The following is a 24,506-nucleotide window of genomic DNA, read 5'->3' on the forward strand; positions in this document are numbered from 1 at the left end:
CGCCTTCGGGGAAGTCACCGGCATACGCAAGAAGCTTCTTGCTCTCGCTAGGGCCTTCGCCGAGTCGGGGCCGGCCCGGCAAATAGCGAAGGCCCCCCACTCGCGTGGAGGGCCTTCACTGTGTCGGTGCGCCGCCAGGGACTCGAACCCCGGACCCGCTGATGCTGTTCTTTCCGGGGGGCGACCCCCGGACCCCCAGCCGCCTTCGCCGAGTCGGGCCGGGCCGGTAAATAGTGAAGGCCCCCCACTCGCGTGGAGGGCCTTCACTGTGTCGGTGCGCCGCCAGGGACTCGAACCCCGGACCCGCTGATTAAGAGTCAGCTGCTCTAACCAACTGAGCTAGCGGCGCCTGCTGACGTCGTAGACCTTAGCATCCTGATCCGGGCCAGGAAAAATCGATATCCGCACTGAAGGTTTGGCGCTCGCGCGGGCCGCGCGGACGCAGGCCCAGAGCAGTACCTCGGGTCCCGGCAGCCATGGGTGGAGGGTGTCGGGGGCGACCACCCAGCGCGAGTCGGCGCGTGGTCCCCCGGTGTGGTCGGCGCCCCCGGTCGGCGGCGGGACGGTCACCGCGTCGCCGCTGCCGTGGCACAGCAGCGGCGGCACCGCCGGGCCCCACTCCTCCCACTCCAGGAGCGAGGGCAGCCGTTGAGCGGTGCCGGGGGCCGTGAACAGGAGCATGCGCCCGCGGTGCGCGGCGACCGGGCCGGAGCCGGGGCCGTCCTCCCAGAGCGCGTCCAACATCCGGCGCCCGAACATCGACGGCACGTTCACCACGTCGAAGGCGTTACCGCAGGGAAGTACCACGGGGGCGTCCGGCCGTGACTCCCAGAACGCGAGGGTGCTGCGTGGATACGTTCCCGCCGAGGCCAGCCACGCGGCGCCCTCCCGGGTGGCGCCCGCGATGTCGAATCGGTCGGACCGGGTCAGCCGGCCGGCACTGGTCTGGGAGTGGTGTGTGGCGCTCATGGCACTTACATGTACCGGCCGTGAGCGCGCGACTTCCCAGGGTTGCCGGAAATGGGGACAGGAGGGGGCGGGGTGGAGTATCTTGCCCCCTTGGCATATGCCAAATGATCTTTACGGGTGCGGTTGCACTGCCGCCGAGTTCCGCCGCCGAGTTCCGCCGCCGCGTTCCGCTACGGCCGGTTCTCGGCAGGCCCGCGCATCAGGTCGCGGCCGAACTCGACCATCTTCTTCGCGTAGTCCTCGGTCCACTGCGCCCGCTCGGCGATCGCCGCGGGCGTCAGGCGGTCGAAGCGGCGCGGGTCGGCGAGCTGGGCCGCCGCCAGGGCCTGGAACTCCACCGACCGGTCGGTCGCGGCGCGGAACGCGAGTGCCAGCTCCGTCGCGCGGGCGAGCAGCTCGCGCGGGTCCTCGATCGCTTCCAGGTCGAAGAAGTGCTCCGGGTCCGCGGCGGCCTCGGCCGGCTCGAAGAGCAGCGGGGCCGGACGCATCCGCCTCTCGGTACGGGCCCGCTCGGGCTCGGCCATGATGTTCCTCCTCGTACGGTGTGCAGCCCCACGTCGCCGCAGGGGCCACCTTCTATTCTCCGCAGGCCCGCAAGAGCGCCCTCCCACCTCAAGGCATCCACTCCACCCGGTGTTCCGCGAGGCGGGCCAGTACCGCGTGATGTGCCTCCCAGCCGTCCGGGAATTTCACCGTGACTCCCAGCTGGACCGGTTCCGTCGACGGGTGGTCGTCCAGCAGGGCCGGGACTCCCGCGCGGCAGACCACGATGCACGCGTGGCGGTGGCGGGAGGCCAGGACGCAGAGGCGGCCCGTTTCCAGGTGGAACGCCGTCGCGTCGGGGCGGCCCGAGAGCGGGTGCAGCACGACCGTGACGTCGAACTCGCGGCCCTGCAGCCGGTTCGCCGTGTCCACGGTGACGTCCGAGACGCCGAGCTCCGCGAGCGCCGAGCGCACCGCCGCGGCCTGATCGCGATGCGCCGTGCCGACCGCGATGCGGTCCGCCGTGAGGGGGGACGGGTCGGGGCCGTGCTCCGAGAGCGTGACACCACCGCGGTCGAGCAGGCGCCGGACCACCTGTGCCAGGGCCCGTACGGCTTCCGGGTCGGTGCGGGGCGTGTGCCTCGCCGGGAGTTCGAGCAGGCCCCAGCCCGACTCCGCCGCCTCGTCGATCACCCGGTCCGGGCCCGAGCCGTCGGAGGCGACCTCGAAGGCCAGGCTGCGGTCGCCGTGGTCCGTGCCGCTGCGGAACGGCGTGTACGGGTAGAACGCGCCGGAGACCAGCGGCGCGGCGGACGCCGGGAGGCGCCAGGAGACCGGGAGCCGGTGCTGCGGCAGCTCGGGGTTGTGCGCCAGGAGCGTCGTCACGGCGGACGCCGACGGGTCGTACGACAGGCCCGCCCACTGCTCGGCCCCGACGATCGCGAACGGGTCCAGCTGGCCCGGGTCGCCCACGAAGAGCGCCCGCTCGAACAGGCCCGCCACGGCGAGCAGCGCGTCCGAGCGCATCTGGTACGCCTCGTCGACGATGGCGTGCTGCCAGGGGGCGATGTCCTTGACGTGCGCCCACTTCGCGGCCGTCGAGATGACGACCGGCAACGGCGCGAGATCACCGGCCTTGGTCGACTTGCGCACGTTCGCCAGGTCGTCGAGCGCCTTGTCGTACGGGTCGGGGTCGCTGCTGTGCAGGCGCCCGACGGGCAGCTCGGGGTTCTTCTCGGCGAGGCGCAGGACGAGGTCGTCGACCTGCGCGTTCGTCTGCGCGATGACCATCAACGGACGGCCCGCCCCGGCCAGTTCGAGCGCGGCCCGGACCACGAGCGTCGACTTCCCGGCGCCGGGCGGGGAGTCCACGACGATGCCGCGGGCCGTGCCGTGCAGAGTGTCGTGGAGGATCGCGTCGGTGGCGCGGCCGGCCGCCGCCCCCGGGTCGAACGGGGTGTCGCCGCTCGCGGCGGAGCGGCCGAGCGCGTGCGGTGCGGTCGTCACAGCAGATCCTCCGTGGTCACGGCGTCCGGCGCCTCAGGCACCGGCGCACCCGAACTGTCCGTACGCGGCGGGCCGCCGTGCGTCCACGGCGTCTCCTCCGGGTCCGGCAGCTTCGGACCGCCCCGCTGCTCGTGCTCGAAGAGCGTGAAGCACACCGGGTCACCTTTCTCCGGGACGGATCCCGGCTCCGGCTCCTTGCCGCGGCCCATCTTGTCCAGGACGCGCAGGACGACCCCGCCCCCGGCGTCGTACGACACGAACTCCGCGGCCTGAGGCTTGCCGTCGAGCGAGCGGTACACCTTCGTGCGCTCGCCGAGATACGGCACGTCGTCGGTGCGGACGGTGATCAGGGGGCGCGGCCGGTTCTTCTCGTTGTACGCCGGGACCGACTCCGTCACCTCGCCCGCGAACGCCTCCCCGGTGAGCCGGCGGCCCGCCATGACCAGCGGGTCGTCGAGCGCCTCCTGCGCGTCCAGCCTGGCCTGCTCGCGCTCGCGCGTCGCCAGCTTGTTGGCCGCCGTCACCGCGTCGTCGCGGCGCGGCTGCGGCGGCTCGCCCGCGGCGACGCGATCCCGGTGGCCGGTGAACGACCAGCGGTCGCGCGTCCAGCGCTCCGCGGCGCGCGGCCCCTCGGGGAGCGTGCACAGCGCGTCCAGGCCGCGCCACACCGCGTCCCAGGTGGGCCGGGTGCGGCTTTCGACGAGCGCGTGGATCTCGCGCTCGGCCGCTGTCAGCGCGGCGAGCCGCGCGTCCGCCTGGACGCCGTCCTCGGCGGCGGCCAGCAGGGTGCGGGCCTTGTCGTAGCGCTCGATCGCGGGCGCCAGCAGCTTGTTGTCGAACGCGGGGTCGGTGGCCGGGCCCGCGGGCGGGCAGACGAGCTGGCCGTCCTTGTCCCGGGCCAGCTCGGCGCGGAGCGCGGCCTCGGCGCCCGACGTGCCCTCCGGGGCCTCGATCCAGGCGAGCAGCGCGCCCAGATGCTGGTCCTCCAGAGTGGACTGGCCCGTCGCCCAGTGCCGGGACAGCAGGTCCGTCATGGCGAGCAGCAGCGCGGAACCGGGGACTCTGGCCCGCTCCCCGAAGTGCGTCAGCCAGCGGCCCAGCAGCGGGACGTGCGGCGGGGCGGGATAGGGCGCCTCGGGCTCCTGCTCCGCGGTGCGGCGGAACCGCATCGAGCGCCCGAGCAGCCGCACGAACTCGATGCCGGAGCGGCTCGGCAGGATCAGCTGGGGCGCGTCCGCGCACAGCTCGACCTCCACCTTGACCCGCTTTCCGGTCGTCGGGTCCGTCTCGGCGCGCTCGGCGGCCTCGACGTCGGCCGCGAACCCGTCGACGTACGGCAGGACGATCCCCGCCAGCTCGGCGAGGAACGCGAAGCGCAGGTCGCGGTCGCGGGGCTGGGGCACCACGAGGAGCCGGGGCGAGGTGCGCTCCGTGCCGACGAGCGCGCCGAGCGGAGCACCCGCCTCACCGGCCGTGATGAGCGGGACCAGGACGAGGGGCCGCTGCGACAGATGACGGTGCCGCACGGTCGCGACCGGCTGGGCGCGCCCGCTCTGCACGGCCTCCAGCCGGGCCAGGTCGTTGATCAGCGGCATGCCGGCGCCGCCTCTCCACGCGTGCCGAGCGCCTCGGCCCGCAGCCGGGCCGCCCGGCGCAGCGCGGCGACCGCCGGGTCCCGCGGATCGCCGGAGTGGCCGTGGGCGGCCGAGAGAACCTCGTCGACCGTGGTCAGACCGCCCAGCTCGGCACGGAGGCCGCGGCCGAGCGAGGTGACCGCGCCCTCCTCACGGGCCCGGTCGCGGCAGTGGAACGCAAGCTCGCACGCGGCGAGGCACTCCGGCGCGTACGTCGCGGGCACCGACTCGACCGCTTCCGTCAGTTCCTCCGCGGGCCGCGTGACGTCGAAGCAGGTGCCCTCGGGCAGCGCGTCCGCGATGTCCTCGATGCGGGTGAGCCGATCCAGCTGCCGCCGCGTCACCGACAGCTGCTTGCGCACGTCGACGGCGGACGCCGCCGGAAGGTTGCTGAAGTCCTTGGGGCAGACGAGCAGGATCCGGTGCCTGACCTCGGGCGCCGGGTCCAGGTGCCCGGCGACCCGCTCGAGGGCCAGCACGTACACCGCGGCCTGGCGGGCCGCGGCGCCGACCTTCGCCGCGTCCGCGCTGCCGTCGATCATCGGGAAGGACTTGATCTCGACGACCGTCCACGTCCCGTCGGGGTGCACGACCACCGCGTCCGGTTCGAGGAAGGCCGGGGTGCCCGCGACGTCGAGCGCGAGCATCGGGTGCTCGAGGAACGTCCAGGCGCCGGAACCGGCCGCCTCCGCCGTCGCCTCGCGCAGCGCGAGCGCCGTACGGGCCGTGCGGCCCTCGGGTCCGACCGCCGTCAGATCCGGCGTACGCGCCTCGCCCGCCACCGGCTCGGGCCCGCCGCCCATGCGTTCGTGCACGAGCCGGAGCAGCTCCGCGCCCCCGTCGGCCTTGACCTTCGCCTCGAACGCGTTCCCCCGCATGAACGCGAACTGCGACTGGCCGAATCCGGACGGCGCCCCGAGCGCGTCCGCGAGCCGCGCCTTGTCGACGCCCGCGCCGTCGAGCAGCGCGCGCCGCCTGCACCCCGGGTTCGCGGCGAGCGCCGCCAGCGCCCGCGCGTCGAGCGCCCGGGGCGCTATGTCACTGCCGCGCAGCTCAGCGAGCCGCTGCCGCAGCGCCGTCCCCCGCGTCGGAGGAGCGGGCACCCGGGCCGCCGCCCGGTCCTGTACTGACCTTGCGCTGTCGGGGAATTCGCTCACCCGCCGAAGTCTGGCACTCTCCACTGACAATCGAGGACGCCGCCGTGGAGGCCGGGGCGGGAGAGGTGCGGCGGGGCCGTACGGAACCGGCTGTCGGCGCCCGGCGCACCCGGGCCCGTACGAGGTCCGCGGCCCGCGTCACGCGCCGGCTCACCAGGAATCCGAGGCCCATCACGGCCACCCCGGCGAGCGCGTCGAAGAAGTAGTGGTTCGCGGTGCCCATCACCACGAAGGCGGTGATCAGCGGATAGGCGACACCGGCCGCCCTGACCAGCGGCGTACGGCCGTGGCGCCACAGCATGACCCCGCACCACACCGCCCAGCCGACGTGCAGGCTGGGCATCGCCGCGTACTGGTTGGTCATGCTGCCGAGCCCGCGCGGAGCGCTCGCCTGGCCGCCCCACCAGCCCCACGAGCTGTACTGGGCCATGGTGTCGACGAAGCCGTGGTCGGGAGAGAGCAGGCGCGGCGGGCAGGTCGGTACGAGGGCGAAGCCGATCAGGCCGATCAGAGTGGACGTCATCAGCCAGGTCCGGGCGGCGCGGAAGTGGACGGCGCGGCTGCGGAAGAGCCAGATCAGGATGCCCGGCGTGACGAGGTAGTGCAGTGAGGCGTACCAGAAGTCGGCGGGGACACCGATCCAGGCCTCGGAGGTGAAGAGACGGTTCAGCGGGTGTTCGAGGTTGAGATGGAGTGCCTTCTCGGCCCGGAGTATCTCGAGGCCGTGGCCCACTGCGGTCGACACCTCCCCGCGGACCATGAGCCGGCCCGCCGAATAGGCGGCGTACACCAGCAATATCACCGGCAGTTCGGTCCACCAGCGCAGCCGGTCGCCCTCTGTCGCCGCAGTGGGCGGTGCCTCGGTCTGCGACATCCGGCCGCTCCCCCTTAACTCCGTGTACGGCGGCCCGTGGCCATGTGGCTCACTTTACGGTGTATGTGTCCGTCTGGAAGGGGCGCCTCCGACCCACGAAGACGCAACGATCACCCGGGAGGTTGCCTGAATCCTGGGTGAGCGATGATGGAACGAGCGGGCACGCCTGGCCTGACTTATCAGCACATGGCAGCCCTTTTCACCCGCCCTCGGAAAGGTCACCCATGGCACCGCGCATCCTGTTGGCCCGGCACGGACAGACGGAGTGGTCACTGTCCGGGCGGCACACCGGCAGGACCGACATCCCCCTCCTCGAGGAGGGACGGCGCGGCGCGAAGCTCCTCGGCGAACGTCTGCACCGGTCGCCCCTCGACGGGCTCCCGGGGGCCGAGGTGCGCACCAGCCCGCTCTCCCGCGCGCGCGAGACCTGCGACCTCGCCGGCTTCGGCGACCGGGCCACCGAGTGGGACACGCTCATGGAGTGGGACTACGGCGCGTACGAGGGGCTGACCCCCGCCCAGATCCAGGAGCGGCGCCCCGGCTGGTTCATCTGGCGCGACGGAGTCCCCGAGGGCGAGACCCTGGAGCAGATGACCGCGCGCGCCGACGAGGTCGTCGCCTGGGCCAGATCCGAGAACCGCGACGCCCTGGTGTTCGCGCACGGCCACATGCTGCGCTCGATCGGCGCGCGCTGGCTCGGACTCCCGCTGGACTTCGCGGCCCGCATCCGCCTCAACCCCACGTCCCTGTCGGTCCTCGGCTGGGCCTACGGGGAACCGGCGATCGAGTCGTGGAACGACATCGGCCACCTCGCGGGCCACGAGTTCTAGAGGCGCAGGCAGGGGCCGGAGGCGTCTCGGCGGGGCTCATGCCATGCGAGGCGCCGAGGCGTGCTGCTCCAGGAACGCCGAGACGCCCGACGCCCTGCGGTGCGGAAGGAGCACGCGCGCGGTGGTCGCCAGCATCGACTGGATGCGCGACGACTGGACCTCGGTCAGCAGGTGCAGGACCCGCATTCCCGCGGACGCGGCCTCGTCGGGCTGTCCCGCGCGCGCGAGGTCGTCGGCCAGCTCCGCCGTGTACAGGGCGATGTTCCGGGTGAAGTGCGGGTCCTGGAGGGCGGCCGCGCGGCGCGCGTGCCGGGCGGCGCGGGTCCAGTCGCCCAGCGCCGAGTAGCACTGCGCCTCCAGGCCCTCCAGCTCGGCCTCGCCGTAGAACGTCATCCACTCCGGGTCGTCGTCCGACCGCCCGCGCGCGAAGAGGGCCTGCGCCCGGGCCAGCGCCCGCTCGCACCCCGTACGGTCCCCGAGCCCCGCCCAGCCGCCGGCCTCGCGCAGCGCGAGCAGCGAGAGCAGTCTCGGCGAGGCCAGCTGGGCCGCGACGCGCGTGGCCGCCTGCGCCGCCCGCACCGCCTCCCTCGGCCGCCCGGCGTCCCGCGCCAGGAACGCCGTGTTGCAGAACGCGTGCGCCTCGAGCGCCGGGTCGCCCGCCATGCGCGCGGTGGCCAGCGCCTCCGCGTAGTGCGAGCGCGCGTCGTCGAAGCGGCCCGAGTCGTGCGCCAACCAGCCGACGGAGATGGCCAGTTCACCCGCCCCGGCCTGGAGCCGCTCGGCCGTGCCGGGCGCCGCCGTCCCCGCGTCGAGCAGCGCGAATGCCGTACGCAGCGGGGCCGCGGCCCTCTTGTAGAGCCCGTCGGCGCCGTGCCGGTCGTCGAGCAGCCGGATCCGGCGGATGGCCTCCTCGACCGCGCCGACACCGGCCTCGGGCGCCGCGCGCCCGCCGTGGCCCGCCGCGGCCGACTTCGCCGCGTGGCCCGCCGTGCCGTCGGCCGCGATGCCGAAGGGCGTCAGGGAGGCGATGGCCACGGTGGCCGTCCCTCCGGTCATGAATGCGCGACGCCGCACGTCGCTCTCCTCGTCGTGGTGCGGGTAATCGAACTCGGTGTGCGCGAGGGGTACGGGATCTGCGGGGCGCGCCGCCCGGCCGCGTACGGCCGAGCGGGGCGCGAAGCCCATGTCCGTGAGCGAGCGCCCGGGGAACATGTGCAGGAACACCCGCTCGTACGCGTAGTTGGGGCAGCGGATCTCGCCGGCTTCCACCCGCCCGATGTAGCGCGCGTCGCAGCTGACCCGCTCGCCGATCTCCCGGGCGGCGCGTCGCACCGCGGCCGCGAACTCGCCCGGAGAGCGCTGCCCACGCAGCCGCCTGAAGGCGAGATTCGGCCGCGGGGACTGCGCTGGCGATGCCATCGGTGACGGCGTCATGACCGGGCCCTCTCGTGCGAACCGTGCCGGATCACCGGGGAGTTGGGTCTCTGTGAGCCCTGGTGCAACCCCTGTTCCGACGGGGCACGAAGGTACCTGCTGTAACGACTCCGACACACAGTGTTTAGCTACAAACGGGATATCTCACCCCGCATCCGCCATGAAGTGCCATCCTTTGCGGCGGCGTGCCGCCGTAGCTGTTGACGCTTACGGGCGTTGAACCTTGCGGGGCCGGAGCGGTCGCGTTCCGGTCGTGCAACCCGTACGCGAGAGCGAGGAGGGGCTGACGTGTTGGAGGCATCACTTTCGACGGCGCGGCACCGGCCGACCCAGGACCGCAGTGCGCCACCCCGTGACAGCGCGTCCTGCGACGTGGTGACCGTCCCGGTCCGGCAGGGCCTCGAAGCCGTCGACATCCTGCGCCGCGGCGCCACCGAGGCCGTGGGCCCGGTCCTGCACGACGGAGGCTGCGACACCCTCGGCTTCCTCGTGCCGCCCGGCACCGCCGACGGCTGGGACGTCCCCGGCAGCGCCTGCACCCACACCCCCGCGTCAGCCACGCCGGAGCGAGGTCCCGGCGCGGGCCCCGTGCCGCCCGCCCCCGTCGAGGGCGGCGGCTGGCTGCTCCCGCCCGGCGAGGCCGAGCTCGTCACCGACCCGGCGGTCCTGCGGGCGGCGCTCGACGAGGCGGCCCGCATGATCGAAGCCGCGGACAACTGCCGCTGAGGCCTCCTGCCGGCCCCCGCGGCGCCTGGCTCCGCGGCCGCTGGGCCGACTCGCCGCCGCCCGTCGATAATGGACGGATGGCAAGGGCAAAGAACAAGCAGGCCGGAGCGGCCCGTGGCGGCCGGGAGGCCGTCGTCGAGGCCGTCGACGGCGGGCTCGCCGAGCTGATACCCGACCGGGACCGGCCGCGCGCCTGGACGCTGCTCGTGGACGGCGCCCCGCAGTCGCATGTCGACCTCGACGATCCCGGGCACCTCGAATTCGAGTACCAGCGCAGGATCGGCCATGTCATCGACCTCGCCGTGGACAAGGGCCGCCCCGTGCACGCCGTGCACCTGGGAGGCGGCGCCTTCACCCTCGCCCGTTACGTCGCCGCGACCCGCCCCCGCTCCACCCAGCAAGTGATCGAGCGCGACGAGGCGCTCGTCCAACTGGTCCGCCGTGAAGTGCCGTTGGACCCCGGCTCCCGCATCCGCGTCCGTTCCGGTGACGCCCGCGAGGGTCTCGCCAAACTCCCCGACGGGTGGGCCGACCTCCTGATAGCCGACGTGTTCAGCGGAGCGCGTACGCCCGCGCACCTCACCAGCACCGAGTTCCTCACCGAGGTACGCCGTGTGGTCAAGCCCGACGGCTGCTACGTCGCCAACCTCGCCGACGGGCCGCCCCTCGCGCACCTGCGCGGCCAGATCGCCACCGCCGCGGCCGTCTTCCCCGAACTCGCGCTCGTCGCCGACCCGGCCGTCCTGCGCGGCAAGCGTTTCGGCAACGCCGTGCTCGTCGCCTCCGGCCGGCCGCTGCCCGTCGCCGAACTGACCCGGCGCGCGGCCGGTGATCCGCACCCCGCGCGCGTCGAACACGGCAAGTCCCTCTCGGACTTCACGGGGGGAGCCGGTGCCGTCGGCGACTCGGACGCAGTCGCTTCGCCCGCTCCTCCGCCGTCCGTTTTCCGGTAGACGTTCAGTTCGACGTTCAGTACTTGGCGACTTCCACGCTCGGCGCATGGTCGTGCCACGTGCAGAACACCGAGACCTTGTCCGTGCCGGAGGTGAACTCGACCCTGATCCACGTCGAGTCCTTCCACACCTGAACCGACCAGCCGGCCGCGGGCGTCGCCGACACCAGCGTCGCCGAATCCTTGCCCAGGTCGAACACGGCACGGCCGCCCGCCGTCGTGTAGCCCTTCACCGTGCCGGACGCCGACGCGGACGCGGGCGGCTTCGCGGAGGTGCTCGGTGTCGCCGGGCGGCTCGGGGACGGGGTGGCCGAGCCGGGGGAGCGCGACGGCTTCTGCGACGCGGAGCGGGACGGCGACCCTGACGGCTCCGGGCGGTGCGTCGACGACGACCGCGCCTCCACCGCTCCCGCGGCGATCGGCACCGCACGCGGCGGGTCGTACGCCGTGCCCGCCATCACCGTGTGCACGCCCCACCACGACAGCGTGACGGCCGCGCCGGTGGCCAGCAGCCAGGCCGCCGTGTGAACAAGTCCTCTGCGCATGGGGTGCATCGCGGCCATACTGCCGCACCCGCCCCACCCGTGTCCCGGGGGGACCGGGGTTGCCCCGGACCTGGGCGGAAGGAGGACCGGGGTCCTCCGTATGGCGTACGGTGCCGCCCATGGCAAGTGTGCTCGTGGTCGAGGACGACCAGTTCGTGCGCTCGGCCCTCATCCGGCACCTGACCGAGGCCTCCCACACCGTACGGAGCGTCGGCACGGCCCTGGAGGCGCTGCGCGAGGTCGCCCATTTCCGTTTCGACGTCGTGATTCTCGACCTCGGTCTGCCCGATCTGGACGGATCCGAGGCATTGAAGATGCTGCGCGGCATCACCGACGTACCCGTGATCATCGCCACGGCCCGCGACGACGAGACCGAGATCGTCCGGCTCCTCAACGACGGCGCCGACGACTACCTCACCAAGCCGTTCTCGCCCGAGCACCTGTCCGCCCGCATGGCCGCCGTGCTGCGCCGCGCGCGCTCCAGCGCCGCCGCCGAGCCGCCCTCGCGCCTCCTCCAGGTCGGCGGCCTCGCGATAGACCCGCTGCGGCGCCAGGCCGAGTTGGACGGGACGCGGCTCGATCTCACCCGGCGCGAGTTCGACCTGCTCACCTTCCTCGCGGGCCGGCCCGGCGTGGTCGTACCCCGCAAGGAGCTCCTCGCCGAGGTGTGGCAGCAGTCGTACGGGGACGATCAGACCATCGACGTGCATCTGTCGTGGCTGCGCAGGAAACTGGGTGAAACGGCCGCCCGGCCGCGCTATCTGCACACCCTGCGGGGCGTCGGCGTGAAACTGGAGCCGCCGCGGCCGGAGGGCGGGCCGGCATGAGGTGGGCCCTGGTCAAGGTGTGCCTCGCTGTCACCGCCATGGTGGTCGTCGCCTTCGCGGTTCCACTCGGCCTCGTCATCAAGGAGATGGCCAGGGACCGCGCCTTCTCCAACGCCGAGCGGACCGCCGCCGCGATCGGACCCACCCTCTCCATCACCACCGACCGTGACGAACTGACCCGCGCCGTCGCGTCCACCGACGCGGGCGCGGACGGCCGCATGGCCGTGTACATCCCGGCCTCCGGCGGCGCCCCGGCGATCCAGGTCGGCACGCCGCGCGCCGGTGGCGGGCACGTCGGCCTCCGGCAGGCCACCGTCGCCGATGTGCCCGGCGGGTCCGTGTGGCTCCAGCCCATCGCCGTCAGCGCCGGCATCGCCGTCGTCGAGGTGTTCGTGCCGGAGTCCGAGGTCACCAACGGCGTCGCCACCGCGTGGCTCGTCCTGGCCGGCGTCGGCGTCGCCCTCGTCATAGGGTCCGTCGCCGTCGCCGACCGGCTCGGCGTACGCATGGTGCAGCCCGCCCGGCGGCTCGTCTCCGCCACGCACGATCTGGGCGAGGGGAAGCTCGGGGCGCGTGTTCCGGAGGACGGGCCCACGGAACTCCGGCTGGCGGCCGTCGCGTTCAACTCCATGGCCGATCAGGTCGTTCAACTGCTCGCCAACGAGCGGGAGCTGGCGGCCGACCTCTCCCATCGGCTGCGTACGCCCCTCACCGTTCTGCGGCTCAACGCCGTCTCGCTGGGGGAGGGCGCCGCCGCCGAGCAGACCCGTGCCGCCGTCGAGCAGCTGGAGCGCGAGGTCGACACCATCATCCGTACCGCCCGCGACGCCAAGCCGCAGACCGCCGCCGCGGGGCCGGGGGCCGGGTGCGATGCCGCCGAGGTCATCCGCGAGCGCATGGACTTCTGGTCCGCGCTCGCCGAGGACGAGGGGCGCAAGGTGCGCGTTGCCGGCGTCGACCGGCCGGTACGTATCCCCGTGGCCCGGGGGGAGCTGGCCGCCGCCCTCGACGCACTGCTCGGGAATGTCTTTCGGCATACGCCCGAAGGCACCGCCTTCGCCGTCGACGTGCACAGCGGCGAGGACGCCGTGATCGTGCTCGTGTCGGACGCGGGGCCCGGGATTCTGGACCCGGACGCCGCGATGGCCCGTGGGCGGGGTTCCGGCAGCGACGGGTCCACCGGGCTCGGGCTCGACATCGTCCGTCGGCTCGCCGAGTCGACCGGCGGTGATGTGCGCATCGGGTCCTCCGTGCTCGGGGGGACCGAGGTGCGGATCTGGGTGCAGCTGGACGGGCGGGGCCCCGGGGCCGGTGGGGCTGTGCGACGGGGGCACCGGGGTGGGGTGCGGCGTGGTCGCAAGCGGGGGGCCGGCGCCGGGTCCGGTGCCGCTGTGTAGTCGGGCGGGACCTCATCGTTTCGGGGTTGGTCTCAACCTTTAATCCGTTCCGATGGCTTCCTTAAGCCCTCCATAAGAACCTCGACCGCCGGTACCGGTACCCCATTTGCCGGGTTCCGGATCGCTAGCGTGCTGCCGCACCCCCACCCCCGTACAGCTAAGGCAGGCACGCGATGAGCAGCACGCACCGGCGCAGGGTCAGCGGCAGGAACAAGGCGATAGGCGGGCTCGTCGCCGCGGCCGTCGTGGGCGGCGGCGCCTTCCTGTTCTCCGGTACGGCGCAGGCCGCGGGCGTCGGCGCCGCGTACACCAAGACCAGTGAGTGGTCCGGCGGGTACACCGCCCAGTACGTCGTCAAGAACGACTCGGACAAGGCCCAGCCGGAGTGGAAGCTGGAGTTCGACCTGCCGTCCGGCACCAGGCTCGGCTCCCTCTGGAACGCCGACTCGTCCGTCTCCGGCTCGCACGTCACCGTGAAGCCCGCCTCCTGGGACAAGGAAGGCATCGCCCCCGGGAAGTCCGTGACCGTCGGGTTCGTCGTCACCGGCGACTCCGATCCGGCCGGGTGCCTCATCAACGGGGCCAAGTGCTCCGTGGACGACGGGGCCACTCCGGAGCCCAGCGGCCGGCCCACCCAGTCCCCGACCCCCACCCCCAGCGCCTCCGCTTCAGCGACCGCCGAGCCCACCGCGACCGCCACGCCGACGGCCGGCCCGTCGGAGTCCTCGCCCTCCGGTACGGGTTCCGGCACAGCGGCCGCGGGCGGCTTCGCTCCGTATGTCGACACTTCGCTCTACCCGAAGTTCGACCTGGTCGCCTCCTCCAAGGCCACCGGCGTCAAGGAGTTCAACCTCGCCTTCATCACCTCCGGCGGATCCTGCACCCCGAAGTGGGGCGGTGTCACCGACCTCGGAAGTGACGAAGTCGCCGCGCAGATCGGCGACCTGAGGGCCTCCGGTGGCGATGTCCGGGTCTCCTTCGGCGGCGCCTCCGGCACCGAGCTGGCGCAGGCCTGCTCCTCGGCCTCCGACCTCGCGGCGGCGTACCAGAAGGTCATCGACCAGTTCAAGCTCACCAAGGTCGACTTCGACGTCGAGGGCGGCGCCCTGCCGGACACCGCCGCCAACACCAAGCGTGCCCAGGCCATCGCCACGCTGCAGAAGAACGACCCGAAGCTGAACGTCTCCTTCACGCTCCCGGTGATGCCCGAGGGCCTCACTTCGGACGGCGTGAACTTCCTCAAGAACGCCAAGGAGAACGGGGTCTCGACCGACCTCGTCAACATCATGGCGATGGACTACGGCGCCTCGTACAGCGGCGACATGGGCACGTACGCCGAGCAGGCCGCCACCGCCACGCAGGCGCAGATCAAGAGCGCGCTCGGGCTGTCCGACGCTGCCGCCTGGAACGCCGTCGCGGTCACCCCGATGATCGGCGTCAACGACGTCTCGTCCGAGATCTTCAAGGTCGACGACGCCACGCAGCTGGTCGCCTTCGCCAAGGAGAAGGGCCTGGGAGGTCTGTCGATGTGGTCCGCCACCCGTGACAAGGCGTGCGAGGGCGGGGCGTCCAACTCGGCCCAGCCGACCTGTTCCTCGGTCGAGCAGTCGGCGGGCGCCTTCCAGAAGGCCTTCGCCTCCTTCAAGTAGCCCCCCACGGGAAGCAGCGCGCCCCGGCCGGATCTCTGTCCCCCCACTCGGCCGGGGCGCGCTTCGTGTGCCGGTTCGGGCGGGGGCCGGCGCCGCTTGGGCGCCCCCTCGCCCCCTCCCGTCCCGTACGCGGCCGATGGCCGGTGGGCGCCGCTAGTTCTCCGGCGGGAGTTGGTTGGTACGGGACGCCTGTGCGTACCAGTGCGCGCTCGACTTCGGCGTACGTTTCTGGGTCGCGTAGTCCACGTAGACGGCTCCGAAGCGCTTCTCGTAGCCGTACGCCCACTCGAAGTTGTCCATCAGCGACCAGAGGTAGTACCCGCGGACGTCCGCGCCGTCCTTGATCGCGCGGTGCACGGCGGACAGGTGGCCGTGGAGGTACGCGATGCGGTCCGGGTCGTGGACACGGCCTTCCGGGTCCGGCTTGTCGTCGCACGCCGCGCCGTTCTCCGTGATGTACAGCGGCAGGCCCGGCGCCTCCCTGGTGTAGCGCATGATCAGGTCGTGCAGGCCCGTCGGGTCGATCGTCCAGCCCATCTCCGTGCGCTCGCCCGGGGACTGGTGGAAGGCGATGTCGTCCGCTCCCGGCCAGGGGGAGTGGTCGCTCGCGCCATGGCCGTCGGATCGGGTCGTGGGAGCCGACGGGGCCGAGGAGACCAGGGACGGGGTGTAGTAGTTCAGGCCCAGCGCGTCCAGCGGCTGGTGGATCGCCGCCAGGTCCGTGGCGTGGACGAAGGACCAGTCCGTGAGGCCTGCGGTGTCCGTGATCAGGTCCGCCGGGTACTCCCCGTGCAGCATCGGGCCGTGGAACACGCCGTTGGCCAGGTTGTCGATGCGCCGGCGGGCGTCGTTGTCGGCGGCGCTGTCGGGCGAAAGGGGCCTGACCGTGGAGGAGTTGAGGCTCACCGCTACTTCCGCCCGGGACGGCAGCGTCTGGCGCAGGGCCTGTGTCGCCAGGCCGTGGGCCAGGTTGAGGTGGTGGGCCGCCCGGAGGGTCGCCGCCGGTTCCGTCCTGCCCGGGGCGTGCACGCCCGAGCCGTATCCGAGGAACGCGCTGCACCAGGGCTCGTTGAGCGTGATCCAGAAGTCCACCCGGTCGCCCAGTGCCTCCCCGACCATGCCCGCGTACTCCGCGAAGCGGTACGCCGTGTCGCGCGCCGGCCAGCCGCCCGCGTCCTCCAGTTCCTGCGGCAGATCCCAGTGGTAGAGCGTCAGGGCCGGCTTGATGCCCTGGGCGAGGAGTTCGTCCGTCAGGCGCCGGTAGAAGTCCAGGCCCCGCTGGACCGCCGGGCCGCGGCCCGTGGGCTGCACCCTCGGCCAGGAGACCGAGAAGCGGTACGAGCCGAGGTCCAGGCCCTTCATGAGCGCCACGTCGTCCCGGTAGCGGTGGTAGTGGTCCACCGCCGTGTCGCCCGTGTCACCGCCCGCCGTCCTGCCCGGCGTATGGCTGAACGTGTCCCAGATCGACGGCGTCCTGCCGTCCTCCCGCACCGCCCCCTCGATCTGGTACGCCGATGTCGCCGCTCCCCAGAGGAAGTTCGGCGGGAAGGTGAGGGCGGCGGTGGATGCGGGGGTGGGGTCTGTCGTGGGTGTCTGCGTAATGGGCTTAGGCATGGAAGCGCTCCCATCGGTAGGAAGGTGTGGGGTGGGGCCGCCGCGTGCGGCGGCCCCCGGGAAACGTCAGCCCTTTACCGCGCCCTGCATGATGCCGCCGACGATCTGCTTGCCGAACAGCAGGAACGCGATCAGCAGCGGCAGCGTGCCGAGCAGGGCGCCGGCCATGATCACCGAGTCGTCGGGGATGTAGCCGGTGCCCAGTTGGTTGAGGGCCACCTGGACCGTCGGGTTCTCTCCGTTGAGCGCGATGATCGGCCACAGGAAGTCGTTCCAGGCCATCACGAACGTCAGCAGCCCGAGCACCGCCATCGCCGGACGCGCGGCAGGGAAGACCACGTGCCAGACGACCCGCAGGCTGCTCGCCCCGTCGACCCGGGCGGCCTCGATGAGCTCGGTGGGCAGCGCCTGGACCAGGTACTGGCGCATGAAGAACGTGCCGAAGGCGCTGACCAGGGTGGGCAGGATGACCGTCTGCAGATGGTTCGCCCAGCCCAGGTCCGTCATCCACAAGTACAGCGGGACGACGGCCAGTTGGGGCGGGATCATCATCGTGCCGATGGTCATCAGCAGCAGCGTGGTCGAGAACCGGAAGCGGAGTTTGGCGAAGGCGAAACCGGCGAGTGTGGAGAACAGCACCGTGCCGACGGTGATGGTCGCCGCCACGAGGATGGTGTTCCACATCGCGGTGCCCATGCCGGCCTGGTTCCAGGCGGTCCCCAGGTTCTTGAACAGATTTCCGCCGAACCAGAAGGGGGGTGGTGTCTGCGCGAGGCGGGTGTTGGTGCGTGAGGCCGCGATCATCGTCCACAGCAGCGGGGCGAGCGAGATCACGGCGAACAGGGTCAGCACGACGTACGTGACCGGACCCGCGTGCAGCTGCTTGCCCGCGCCCAGGATCCGCCGACGACGCGGCGGTTCGGCGTCCTGCTCGGCGACCCGAGGCGGTGTCGCGTCGGTGATGGTGGTCATTGGGATTTCCTCAGCCGTCGGGTGATCAGCAGGTTGATCGCGGCCACGATGAGCAGGATCAGGAACATCGACCAGGCGATCGCGGAAGCCTTGCCGAGGTTGCCCACGATCCAGCCCTGGTCGTACATGTACAGGCCGAGCGTCTGGTACTGGTGCTCGGACCCGCCCTTGGTGCCGCTGACACCGCCGAACAGCAGGGGCTCGCCGAAGAGCTGGGTCGCGCCGATCGTGGAGACGACCACCGTGAACAGGATCGTCGGACGCAGCATCGGAATGGTCACGTGCCGGAACTGCTGCCAGCGGCTCGCGCCGTCCAGGGCCGCCGACTCGTACAGGTCGGCCGGGATGGCCTGCATCGCCGCCAGATAGATCAGCGCGTTGTACCCGGTCCACCGCCAGATCACGATCGAGGAGACCGCTGCCTGCGAACCCCAGTCGGACTCACGCCAGTTGACCGGGTCGATGCCGATCAGGTCGAGCGCCCAGTTGATCATGCCGGTGTCGGGCGAGAAGAGCAGCACGAAGACGAGCGTCGCCGCCGCCACCGAGGTGGCGTACGGGGTGAGCATGACGACGCGCCACACGGTGGAGCCGCGCAGCCGGTAGTTGAGCATGTGCGCGAGCCAGATCGCCGCGATCAGCTGCGGCACGGTCGAGATCACGCCGATGGTGAACGTGTTCTTCAGCGCGTTCCAGAAGAAGTCCGACTGGAAGAGGTTCGTGTAGTTGTCAAGACCCGCCCAGGTCTGGCCGTCCAGGTTCGACAGCTGCACATGGTGCAGGGAGTACCAGGCGGTGTAGAGCAGCGGCACCAGCGAGAAGGCGCCGAAGATGATGAAGAAGGGGGAGATGAACGCGTACGGGGACGCCTTCATGTCCCAGCGGTACAGCCGGCTGCGCCAGGCGCCGGCGCCGGTCGGCGCCGTACCGCGACCCTGAGCGCCCCGGGCCGCGCCCGGCTCCTGGGAGCCGGGCGCGGTGTCGGCGCTCGTCGCGGGCTGCGCGAGAGCCTTGTCGGAGCTGGTCACTGGTCGAGCACGTCCTTGACTTCCTTGGTGGCCGCGTCCCAGCCCTGCGCGGGCGACTTGCCCTTCTGCTCGACCTGGAGGATGCCGGTGTCGGTGATCGCGGTGCTGATCGGCTGGTCCTTGATGCCGAAGACCTGGACCGGGATGGTCTTCGCCGAGTCGGAGAAGATCTGGGTCAGGGGCGCGCCGGAGAAGAACGTCGTCGTCGCGGCCTGCGGCTTCAGGTCGGCGTACGCCGAGGGCGTCGACGGGAAGCTGGCCTGCTTGCCGAAGACCTTGGCCTGCTGCGCGGGCGCGGTCAGCCACTTCGCCAGGGCGATGGCCTCCTTCTGGTGCTTGCTCGCCGTCGGCACACCGATGAACGAGCCGCCCCAGTTGGCCGCGGTCGGCGCGGCCGCCACGTCCCACTTGCCCTTGCCGGAGTCACCGGACTTCTCCTGGATGTAGCCGAGCATCCACGCGGGGCAGGCCACCGTGGCGAAGGTGCCGTTGGCGAAGCCCTGGTCCCACGGCTTGTCGAACTGCTTCAGCTTGGCCGACATGTTGCTCGTCGCCACCTCCATGGCGACGTTCCAGGACTTCTTCACCCCCGTGGACTTGTCCCAGATGACGCTGCCGTCCTTGTCGTAGTACCGCTGCTCCTCGCCGCCGAGGGCCGCGTTGTACACGGAGGACGCGGAGTCCACGTACTTGGTGCCGTTCGGCGCCTTCTTCATGTACTGCTTGCCGAGGTCGACGTACTTGTTCCAGTCGCCGTTCCACTGCGCGGCGAGCTTGGTGCGGTCGGTCTCCAGACCGGCCTTCTCGAACAGGTCCTTGCGGTAGCAGATCGCCATCGGGCCGACGTCCGTGCCGAGCCCGATGAGCTTGCCGTCCTTGGTGGTGGCCTGGGAGTTCTTCCAGTCCAGCCACTGCGACTTGTCGACCTCCTTGCCGAGGTCGACGAACTTGTCGGCCTGCGTCTGGACGGCCTCGGTGATGTTGCCGACCTCGATCGCCTGGATGTCGTCCGTGCCGGATCCGGCCTGCAGCCGGGTGAGCGTCTTCGGCCAGTAGACGTCGGTGCGGGTGGTGACGTTCTCCTTGATCGTCACGCCCGGGTGCAGCTTCATGTACTCGTCGTAGAGCCCGGCCTGCTTGTAACCGAAGACGCCGAACGTGCCGATCGTGAGCGTGGTGCCGCCCTTGTTGCCGGCGCCCCCGCCCGAACCGCCGTCGGATCCTGAGTCGTCATCGGTCGCGCATCCGGCGAGCAGCCCTGTGGCCAGGGCTGCGACGACCGCGAAGGTCATCGCGCGTCGGGACGTACGGGCAGTCGTGCGCATTGCATCCTCCAAAGAACTCAATTGTTCTGAAGTGCCAGTCCCGGCCAACTGCCTTGCTGGATCCGTTCATTCACGTGCGGCTCGGGCGGGGAACGTGCGGCTTCTGTATACGTCCAGTAGAGTGGGAGCGCTCCCACCAGTGATGTGTTGAAGAGTCGTCGCTCGGCCCGGGGGTGTCAAGACACTCGGCAGCGACAACTTGGTCCGGTTATAGGGCTGTTAGATTCCGCGTGAGACTTGGGGAGGTAGGAGTCATGGCGGCTCGCGGCACACACAGCAGGCGTCCGACTCTCGAGGAGGTCGCCGCCCGCGCGGGTGTGGGCCGGGGCACGGTCTCCCGGGTGGTCAACGGATCTCCCCGCGTGAGCGACGCGACCCGCGCCGCGGTCGAGGCGGCCGTCGCCGAGCTCGGCTACGTACCGAACACGGCGGCCCGCGCCCTCGCCGCCAACCGCACCGACGCCATCGCCCTCGTCGTGCCCGAACCGGAGACCCGTTTCTTCGCCGAGCCCTACTTCTCCGACATGCTGCGCGGTGTCGGCGCCCAGCTCGCCGAGACCGAGATGCAGCTCCTGCTGATCTTCGCGGGCAACGACCGGGAGCGGCAGCGCCTCGCCCAGTACCTCGCGGCCCACCGCGTCGACGGCGTCCTGCTGGTGTCCGTCCACGCCGACGACCCGCTGCCCGACCTGCTCAGCCAGCTGGAGATCCCCGCCGTCATCAGCGGCCGCCGCTCCGCCGCCGAGACGCTGCCCTCGGTGGACTCCGACAACTTCGCGGGCGCGCACTCGGCCGTCGAACACCTCCTGAGCCGCGGCCGCACCGCCATCGCCACGATCACGGGCCGGCTCGACGTGTACGGCGCCCAGCGCCGCGTCGACGGCTACCGCGCCGCGCTCGACGCGGCCGGCCGCGAGGTGGACGAGCGGCTCATCGTGCCGGGGGACTTCACCGAGGAGGGCGGCCGGCGCGCGATGACCGAGCTGTTGGCGCGCTGCCCCGCAGTGGACGCGGTGTTCGCCGGGTCGGACGTGATGGCGGCGGGCGCCCGCCAGGTGCTGCGCGAGGCGGGACGCCGTATCCCCGAAGACGTCGCCCTGGTCGGCTACGACGACTCGGCGATAGCCCGGCACATGGACCCGCCCCTGACCAGCGTCCGCCAGCCGATCGAGGAGATGGGCCGCGCCATGATCGACCTGCTCCTCGCCGAGATCGCCGACCGCCGCCCGTTCGCGTCCCGCGCGCTCGACGGCCGCCAACTGGTCCTTCCGAGCGAACTGGTGGAGCGCGCTTCGTCGTGAGGCGCTTCGCCCTCAGGGCCGTGCGTCGTCCTGAGCGGTGAGCGCCACCACGAGCAGGGCCCGGGTTCGAAGGAACCTGAGCCCTGCTCGTTCAGGGCGAGCGCTCAGGCCTTGTGTGCGCCCCGGTGCCGCTCTGTGGTGGTCCATGGGTTCTCATCCGCGTAACAGGTGTCTAGATTTCTGGAACGTAGGTCCAGAATTTGGAACACAGGAAAGCGGGAGACTGTGCGGAACGTGGGTTCCTGACCATCGGCCAAGCGCCGCGCCCCGACCTCTCCGGCGCGATCGAGGCCGCGTTGCCCGCCACGGTGCGGGTGCGGCACGCCGGTGTGCTCGACGGGCTCGACCGGGCCAGGGCCGAGCGGCGCTTCGGGGCCGTGGCCGGCCGGATGGGCTACGCGGAGCGTCATCGCGCGGCTCTTCGTGCGGGCGGCATCACCGTCCCGGTGCTCACCTCCAGCGGGGTCACCGGAGCGTGGACGGGCCTGCTGATGAGCTGGGGCCTTTCGTCTGGATCACGCCGGGCTCGCGGGATCCGGCGTGATCCATGCGAAAGCCCTCAGGCCGTGTCCGGCTGCCCGGTGGGCGGCGCCCGACGTCAGTCGGCGGCTTCGACGAAGCGCAGCCAGTACGGGTCGCCGACGCGCTTGCCGATGCGCAGGGCGGCGTCGCGCACCGCCCTGCCGAGGCGGTCGACCACGTCGTCGCGGAGTTCCGGTGCGGGCAGGGCGATGCCGATGCCGAAGATCTGGCCCGTGTCGCCGTCGAGCACGGCGGCCGAGATGCCGCCGACGTTCTGGACCCACTCGCCGCGCGAGACGTCCCAGCCGTCGACGCGGATCCGGGCGAGCGTGGCGAGGAGTTCCTTGCGGTTGGCGGGTGCCGTGCCCGTGCTGTGTTCGAGGCGGGCGTCGACGAGGCGCAGAACCTGCGCGTCGTCGAGGCGGGCGAGGAGCGCGCGGCCCATCGAGGTGGCGTAGGCGGGGGCGCGGGTGCCGGCCGGAGTGTAGGCCTGGAGGGTGCCGGTGCCGATGCGCATGTGCAGCACGAGCGACTCGGCCCCGTCGAGCACGTCGAGGTATCCCGTGTAGCCGGTGTCGGCGACCAGCCGGGCGACCTCCTCCTCCAGCAGGGAGACGGTGCCGCGCGAGGCCCGGAAGTGGTACGAGGCCTCCATGATCAGGCCGCCGGGGCGGTAGGCGCGGGTGGCCGGGTCACGGTCCAGGAAGCCGTACTCGGCCATCATGCTCAGCGTCCGTGACACCGAACTCTTGGGCAGCCCGAGTTGGGCTGCCACATCGGTCACGGTGACGTCCCGCTGCAGATCCACCATCAAGCGCAGCACGTCTCGTGCGTTGGCGAGTGTGCTCACCGGCTGTCCGCCTCCCCGATCGGTCCCGGGTCCGATCGTATGCGGCGCCGCGGCCCGGCCCCGACCACTGCGCAGCGGTTCACATGCTGAGACCTCACGCCGGGACCTTGACGCATGGAGCACGTTGAACGGAGGATCCAGATATTCGCACTTGGTTCTAGATTCTGGAACATCTAGAACATCCTTAGGTCGCCGCGAAGGCACCGACCGTCAGGAGTACCCATGAGCCCCGACGCCGCGCAGCAGCCCGCCCCGGCCGACGCCCGGGCCCCGCACGACGCGGGCGCCCCGCGCCGCCACCCTCGCGCCCTCGCTCCCGGCAACCTGATCCTCACCGTGGTGCTCAGCGTGTTCGGCGCCGTGGTCGGTGTGCAGCTGATCGCCACCCTCGGCGTCACGCCCAGCACCTCGCTGATCGGCGCCCTCGCGGGGATGACCCTGGCCCGCATCCCGCTCGTCGCCTTCCGCGGCTTCCGCTCGGTGCACGCCCAGAACCTGGCGCAGACGAGCATCTCCTCGGCCACCTTCGGCGCCGCCAACAGCCTGTTCCTGCCGATCGGCATCCCGTTCCTGTTCGGGCTGCACGACATGATCGTGCCGATGCTGATCGGCGTCGCCGCCGCGATGCTCGTCGACGCCTGGCTGCTGTACCGGATGTACGACACCCCGGCCTTCCCCGCGGACAACCCCTGGCCTCCCGGCCTCGCCGCCGCCGAGGCCATCAAGGCGGGCGACGAGGGCGGGCGGCGCGCCAAGGTCCTCGGCCTCGGCCTGGTCACCGGTCTGGCCGGTGCCGCGTTCGCGCTGCCGATGTCGGCATTCGGCGTCGCCCTGATCGGCGGGCTCGCCGCGATGGGCGCGTTCGGCGCGGGCCTGCTGATCATCAGCTACGCCGGCCCGCTGGCCGGCCTCGACCTGAACGCCATGTACGTGCCGCACGGCATGATGATCGGCGCCGGTCTGGTCGCCCTGGTCCAGGTCGGCCGCACCATCCTCAAGGCCCGCGGTACCGCCGCCCCGGCCGCCGGGAACCGTACCGCCGGCCCGCAGCGGGACGCTCGCAGGCTCGGCACATCGATGCGGCTGGGCTTCGGCGCGTACCTCGTCATCTCCGTGCTGCTCTCGCTCGGCACCGGCATCGTCACGCACATGAGCGTCGGCATGCTGATCTCGTTCATCCTCTACGCGACCGTCGCCGCCTTCCTGCACGAACTGCTTGTCGGTATCGCCTCCATGCACTCCGGCTGGTTCCCGGCCTTCGCGATCGCCCTGATCACGCTGCTGATCGGCATCCTCGTCGGCTTTCCGGCCGAGGCCCTGGTGGTCCTGGCCGGCTTCACCGCGGCCACCGGCCCGGCCTTCGCCGACATGGGCTACGACCTCAAGGCGGGCTTCCTGCTGCGCGGAGAGGGCGCCGACCCGGCCTTCGAGCTGGAGGGCCGCCGCCAGCAGCTGATCGCCGCGATGATCGGCTTCGGCGTCGCCATCGTCGTCGTGTCCGTCTCGTACCGGATGTTCTTCGACAACGGGCAGACCGCGCCGATCGACGCCGCGTACGCCGCCGCCATCAAGGCGGGCCCGTCCGCGCAGGCCGCCGGGCAGCTCGCGCTGTGGGCGGTCCCCGGTGCGCTGATCCAGCTCGTCGGCGGCTCGAAGCGCCAGCTCGGCATCATGCTCGCCACCGGCCTGCTGATCACCACGCCGATGGCCGGCTGGATGGTCGTCGCGGGCCTCGCCGTCCGCGTCCTCGCGCCGCGCGTCCTGGGCCCGAAGGCCAAGGAGAACCTCGAGATCTTCGCCGGCGGCGCGATCGCCGGTGACGCCCTCTACTCGTTCGGCAACGGCGTCTGGAAGGCGGCCAAGTAGCCGGCTGCCCCGCCCGATCCCACCCCGCACCACCCCGCACAGAAC

21 protein-coding genes, 1 tRNA gene and 1 pseudogene are annotated in these 24,506 nt (G+C 71.9%); 9 read left to right on the top strand and 14 right to left on the bottom strand.

Annotation, left to right across the window (positions count from 1 at the left end; all coding sequences use genetic code 11):
* Window positions 1-275: 275 nt before the first annotated feature.
* The 7 genes from ACZ67T_RS25370 to ACZ67T_RS25400 all read right to left on the bottom strand — a co-directional run bounded on the left by ACZ67T_RS25370 (window position 276) and on the right by ACZ67T_RS25400 (window position 6,623).
* Window positions 276-349, bottom strand: a tRNA-Lys gene (locus ACZ67T_RS25370).
* Window positions 340-969, bottom strand: coding sequence for a bifunctional DNA primase/polymerase (locus tag ACZ67T_RS25375; RefSeq protein WP_469987105.1), 630 nt, complete (start codon window positions 967-969; stop codon window positions 340-342). The genes ACZ67T_RS25370 and ACZ67T_RS25375 overlap by 10 nt, the downstream gene beginning before the upstream one ends.
* Window positions 970-1,139: 170 nt before the next feature.
* Window positions 1,140-1,493 (bottom strand): hypothetical protein, encoded by a 354-nt coding sequence (locus tag ACZ67T_RS25380; RefSeq protein ID WP_383084755.1) that lies wholly within the window; start codon window positions 1,491-1,493, stop codon window positions 1,140-1,142.
* 88 nt (window positions 1,494-1,581) lie between these two features.
* Complete coding sequence (locus ACZ67T_RS25385; RefSeq protein ID WP_469987107.1) at window positions 1,582-2,958, bottom strand: AAA domain-containing protein; 1,377 nt, start codon at window positions 2,956-2,958, stop codon at window positions 1,582-1,584.
* Window positions 2,955-4,553, bottom strand: a complete 1,599-nt coding sequence (locus ACZ67T_RS25390; protein WP_469987109.1) for a hypothetical protein — start codon at window positions 4,551-4,553, stop codon at window positions 2,955-2,957. The genes ACZ67T_RS25385 and ACZ67T_RS25390 overlap by 4 nt, the downstream gene beginning before the upstream one ends.
* The gene (locus ACZ67T_RS25395; protein WP_469987282.1) at window positions 4,544-5,695 is read right to left on the bottom strand and encodes a hypothetical protein; all 1,152 of its coding nucleotides are present in this window, start codon (window positions 5,693-5,695) and stop codon (window positions 4,544-4,546) included. The genes ACZ67T_RS25390 and ACZ67T_RS25395 overlap by 10 nt, the downstream gene beginning before the upstream one ends.
* Window positions 5,646-6,623 (bottom strand): phosphatase PAP2 family protein, encoded by a 978-nt coding sequence (locus tag ACZ67T_RS25400; protein ID WP_469987110.1) that lies wholly within the window; start codon window positions 6,621-6,623, stop codon window positions 5,646-5,648. Before ACZ67T_RS25400 ends, ACZ67T_RS25395 begins: the two co-directional genes overlap by 50 nt.
* A 224-nt stretch (window positions 6,624-6,847) precedes the next feature.
* Between ACZ67T_RS25400 and ACZ67T_RS25405 the strand changes: the two genes are divergently transcribed.
* Entirely contained in the window at window positions 6,848-7,453 is a 606-nt protein-coding gene (locus ACZ67T_RS25405; RefSeq protein WP_469987112.1) for a histidine phosphatase family protein, read from the top strand.
* Window positions 7,454-7,489: 36 nt separating this feature from the next.
* On the opposite strand, the gene ACZ67T_RS25410 is transcribed toward ACZ67T_RS25405, so the two are convergent.
* The gene (locus ACZ67T_RS25410; protein ID WP_469987114.1) at window positions 7,490-8,887 is read right to left on the bottom strand and encodes a tetratricopeptide repeat protein; all 1,398 of its coding nucleotides are present in this window, start codon (window positions 8,885-8,887) and stop codon (window positions 7,490-7,492) included.
* Between the two features lie 288 nt (window positions 8,888-9,175).
* On the opposite strand from ACZ67T_RS25410, the gene ACZ67T_RS25415 reads away from it, so the two are divergent.
* Window positions 9,176-9,613 carry a hypothetical protein gene (locus ACZ67T_RS25415; RefSeq protein ID WP_469987116.1) on the top strand — a complete coding sequence of 146 codons (438 nt, stop codon included), beginning with the start codon at window positions 9,176-9,178 and terminating at the stop codon, window positions 9,611-9,613.
* A gap of 77 nt (window positions 9,614-9,690) precedes the next feature.
* On the top strand, window positions 9,691-10,566 hold the full coding sequence (locus ACZ67T_RS25420; protein WP_469987118.1) for a spermidine synthase: 876 nt from the start codon (window positions 9,691-9,693) through the stop codon (window positions 10,564-10,566).
* 16 nt (window positions 10,567-10,582) lie between these two features.
* Here the strand turns inward: ACZ67T_RS25420 and ACZ67T_RS25425 are convergent, their stop codons facing one another.
* The gene (locus ACZ67T_RS25425) at window positions 10,583-11,110 is read right to left on the bottom strand and encodes a hypothetical protein (RefSeq protein WP_469987120.1); all 528 of its coding nucleotides are present in this window, start codon (window positions 11,108-11,110) and stop codon (window positions 10,583-10,585) included.
* Between the two features lie 119 nt (window positions 11,111-11,229).
* Here ACZ67T_RS25425 and ACZ67T_RS25430 point away from each other — a divergent pair, with 119 nt between their 5' ends.
* The 3 genes from ACZ67T_RS25430 to ACZ67T_RS25440 all read left to right on the top strand — a co-directional run bounded on the left by ACZ67T_RS25430 (window position 11,230) and on the right by ACZ67T_RS25440 (window position 14,983).
* On the top strand, window positions 11,230-11,937 hold the full coding sequence (locus ACZ67T_RS25430) for a response regulator transcription factor (protein ID WP_469987121.1): 708 nt from the start codon (window positions 11,230-11,232) through the stop codon (window positions 11,935-11,937).
* Window positions 11,934-13,334 carry a sensor histidine kinase gene (locus ACZ67T_RS25435; protein ID WP_469987123.1) on the top strand — a complete coding sequence of 467 codons (1,401 nt, stop codon included), beginning with the start codon at window positions 11,934-11,936 and terminating at the stop codon, window positions 13,332-13,334. Before ACZ67T_RS25430 ends, ACZ67T_RS25435 begins: the two co-directional genes overlap by 4 nt.
* A 173-nt stretch (window positions 13,335-13,507) precedes the next feature.
* Window positions 13,508-14,983: a glycoside hydrolase family 18 protein gene (locus ACZ67T_RS25440; RefSeq protein ID WP_469987125.1), complete on the top strand. Its 1,476-nt coding sequence runs from the start codon at window positions 13,508-13,510 to the stop codon at window positions 14,981-14,983.
* A gap of 153 nt (window positions 14,984-15,136) precedes the next feature.
* Here the strand turns inward: ACZ67T_RS25440 and ACZ67T_RS25445 are convergent, their stop codons facing one another.
* The 4 genes from ACZ67T_RS25445 to ACZ67T_RS25460 all read right to left on the bottom strand — a co-directional run bounded on the left by ACZ67T_RS25445 (window position 15,137) and on the right by ACZ67T_RS25460 (window position 19,922).
* On the bottom strand, window positions 15,137-16,597 hold the full coding sequence (locus ACZ67T_RS25445) for a GH1 family beta-glucosidase (RefSeq protein WP_469987127.1): 1,461 nt from the start codon (window positions 16,595-16,597) through the stop codon (window positions 15,137-15,139).
* A 66-nt stretch (window positions 16,598-16,663) separates the two neighbouring features.
* Entirely contained in the window at window positions 16,664-17,569 is a 906-nt protein-coding gene (locus ACZ67T_RS25450) for a carbohydrate ABC transporter permease (protein ID WP_469987129.1), read from the bottom strand.
* Window positions 17,566-18,597: a carbohydrate ABC transporter permease gene (locus ACZ67T_RS25455; protein WP_469987131.1), complete on the bottom strand. Its 1,032-nt coding sequence runs from the start codon at window positions 18,595-18,597 to the stop codon at window positions 17,566-17,568. The genes ACZ67T_RS25450 and ACZ67T_RS25455 overlap by 4 nt, the downstream gene beginning before the upstream one ends.
* Window positions 18,594-19,922 carry an ABC transporter substrate-binding protein gene (locus tag ACZ67T_RS25460; protein ID WP_469987133.1) on the bottom strand — a complete coding sequence of 443 codons (1,329 nt, stop codon included), beginning with the start codon at window positions 19,920-19,922 and terminating at the stop codon, window positions 18,594-18,596. Before ACZ67T_RS25460 ends, ACZ67T_RS25455 begins: the two co-directional genes overlap by 4 nt.
* Before the next feature lie 254 nt (window positions 19,923-20,176).
* On the opposite strand from ACZ67T_RS25460, the gene ACZ67T_RS25465 reads away from it, so the two are divergent.
* Together ACZ67T_RS25465 and ACZ67T_RS25470 are read left to right on the top strand one after the other, a co-directional pair.
* Window positions 20,177-21,223: a LacI family DNA-binding transcriptional regulator gene (locus tag ACZ67T_RS25465; RefSeq protein ID WP_469987135.1), complete on the top strand. Its 1,047-nt coding sequence runs from the start codon at window positions 20,177-20,179 to the stop codon at window positions 21,221-21,223.
* A 200-nt stretch (window positions 21,224-21,423) separates the two neighbouring features.
* A pseudogene (locus tag ACZ67T_RS25470) lies at window positions 21,424-21,579 on the top strand (AroM family protein); the annotation flags it as partial.
* A gap of 242 nt (window positions 21,580-21,821) precedes the next feature.
* Here ACZ67T_RS25470 and ACZ67T_RS25475 read toward each other — a convergent pair.
* Window positions 21,822-22,595: an IclR family transcriptional regulator gene (locus ACZ67T_RS25475; protein ID WP_469987137.1), complete on the bottom strand. Its 774-nt coding sequence runs from the start codon at window positions 22,593-22,595 to the stop codon at window positions 21,822-21,824.
* A 222-nt stretch (window positions 22,596-22,817) separates the two neighbouring features.
* On the opposite strand from ACZ67T_RS25475, the gene ACZ67T_RS25480 reads away from it, so the two are divergent.
* On the top strand, window positions 22,818-24,461 hold the full coding sequence (locus ACZ67T_RS25480; RefSeq protein ID WP_469987139.1) for an OPT/YSL family transporter: 1,644 nt from the start codon (window positions 22,818-22,820) through the stop codon (window positions 24,459-24,461).
* Window positions 24,462-24,506 lie beyond the last annotated feature (45 nt).

Source organism: Streptomyces sp. NPDC107517 (genome assembly GCF_055582645.1).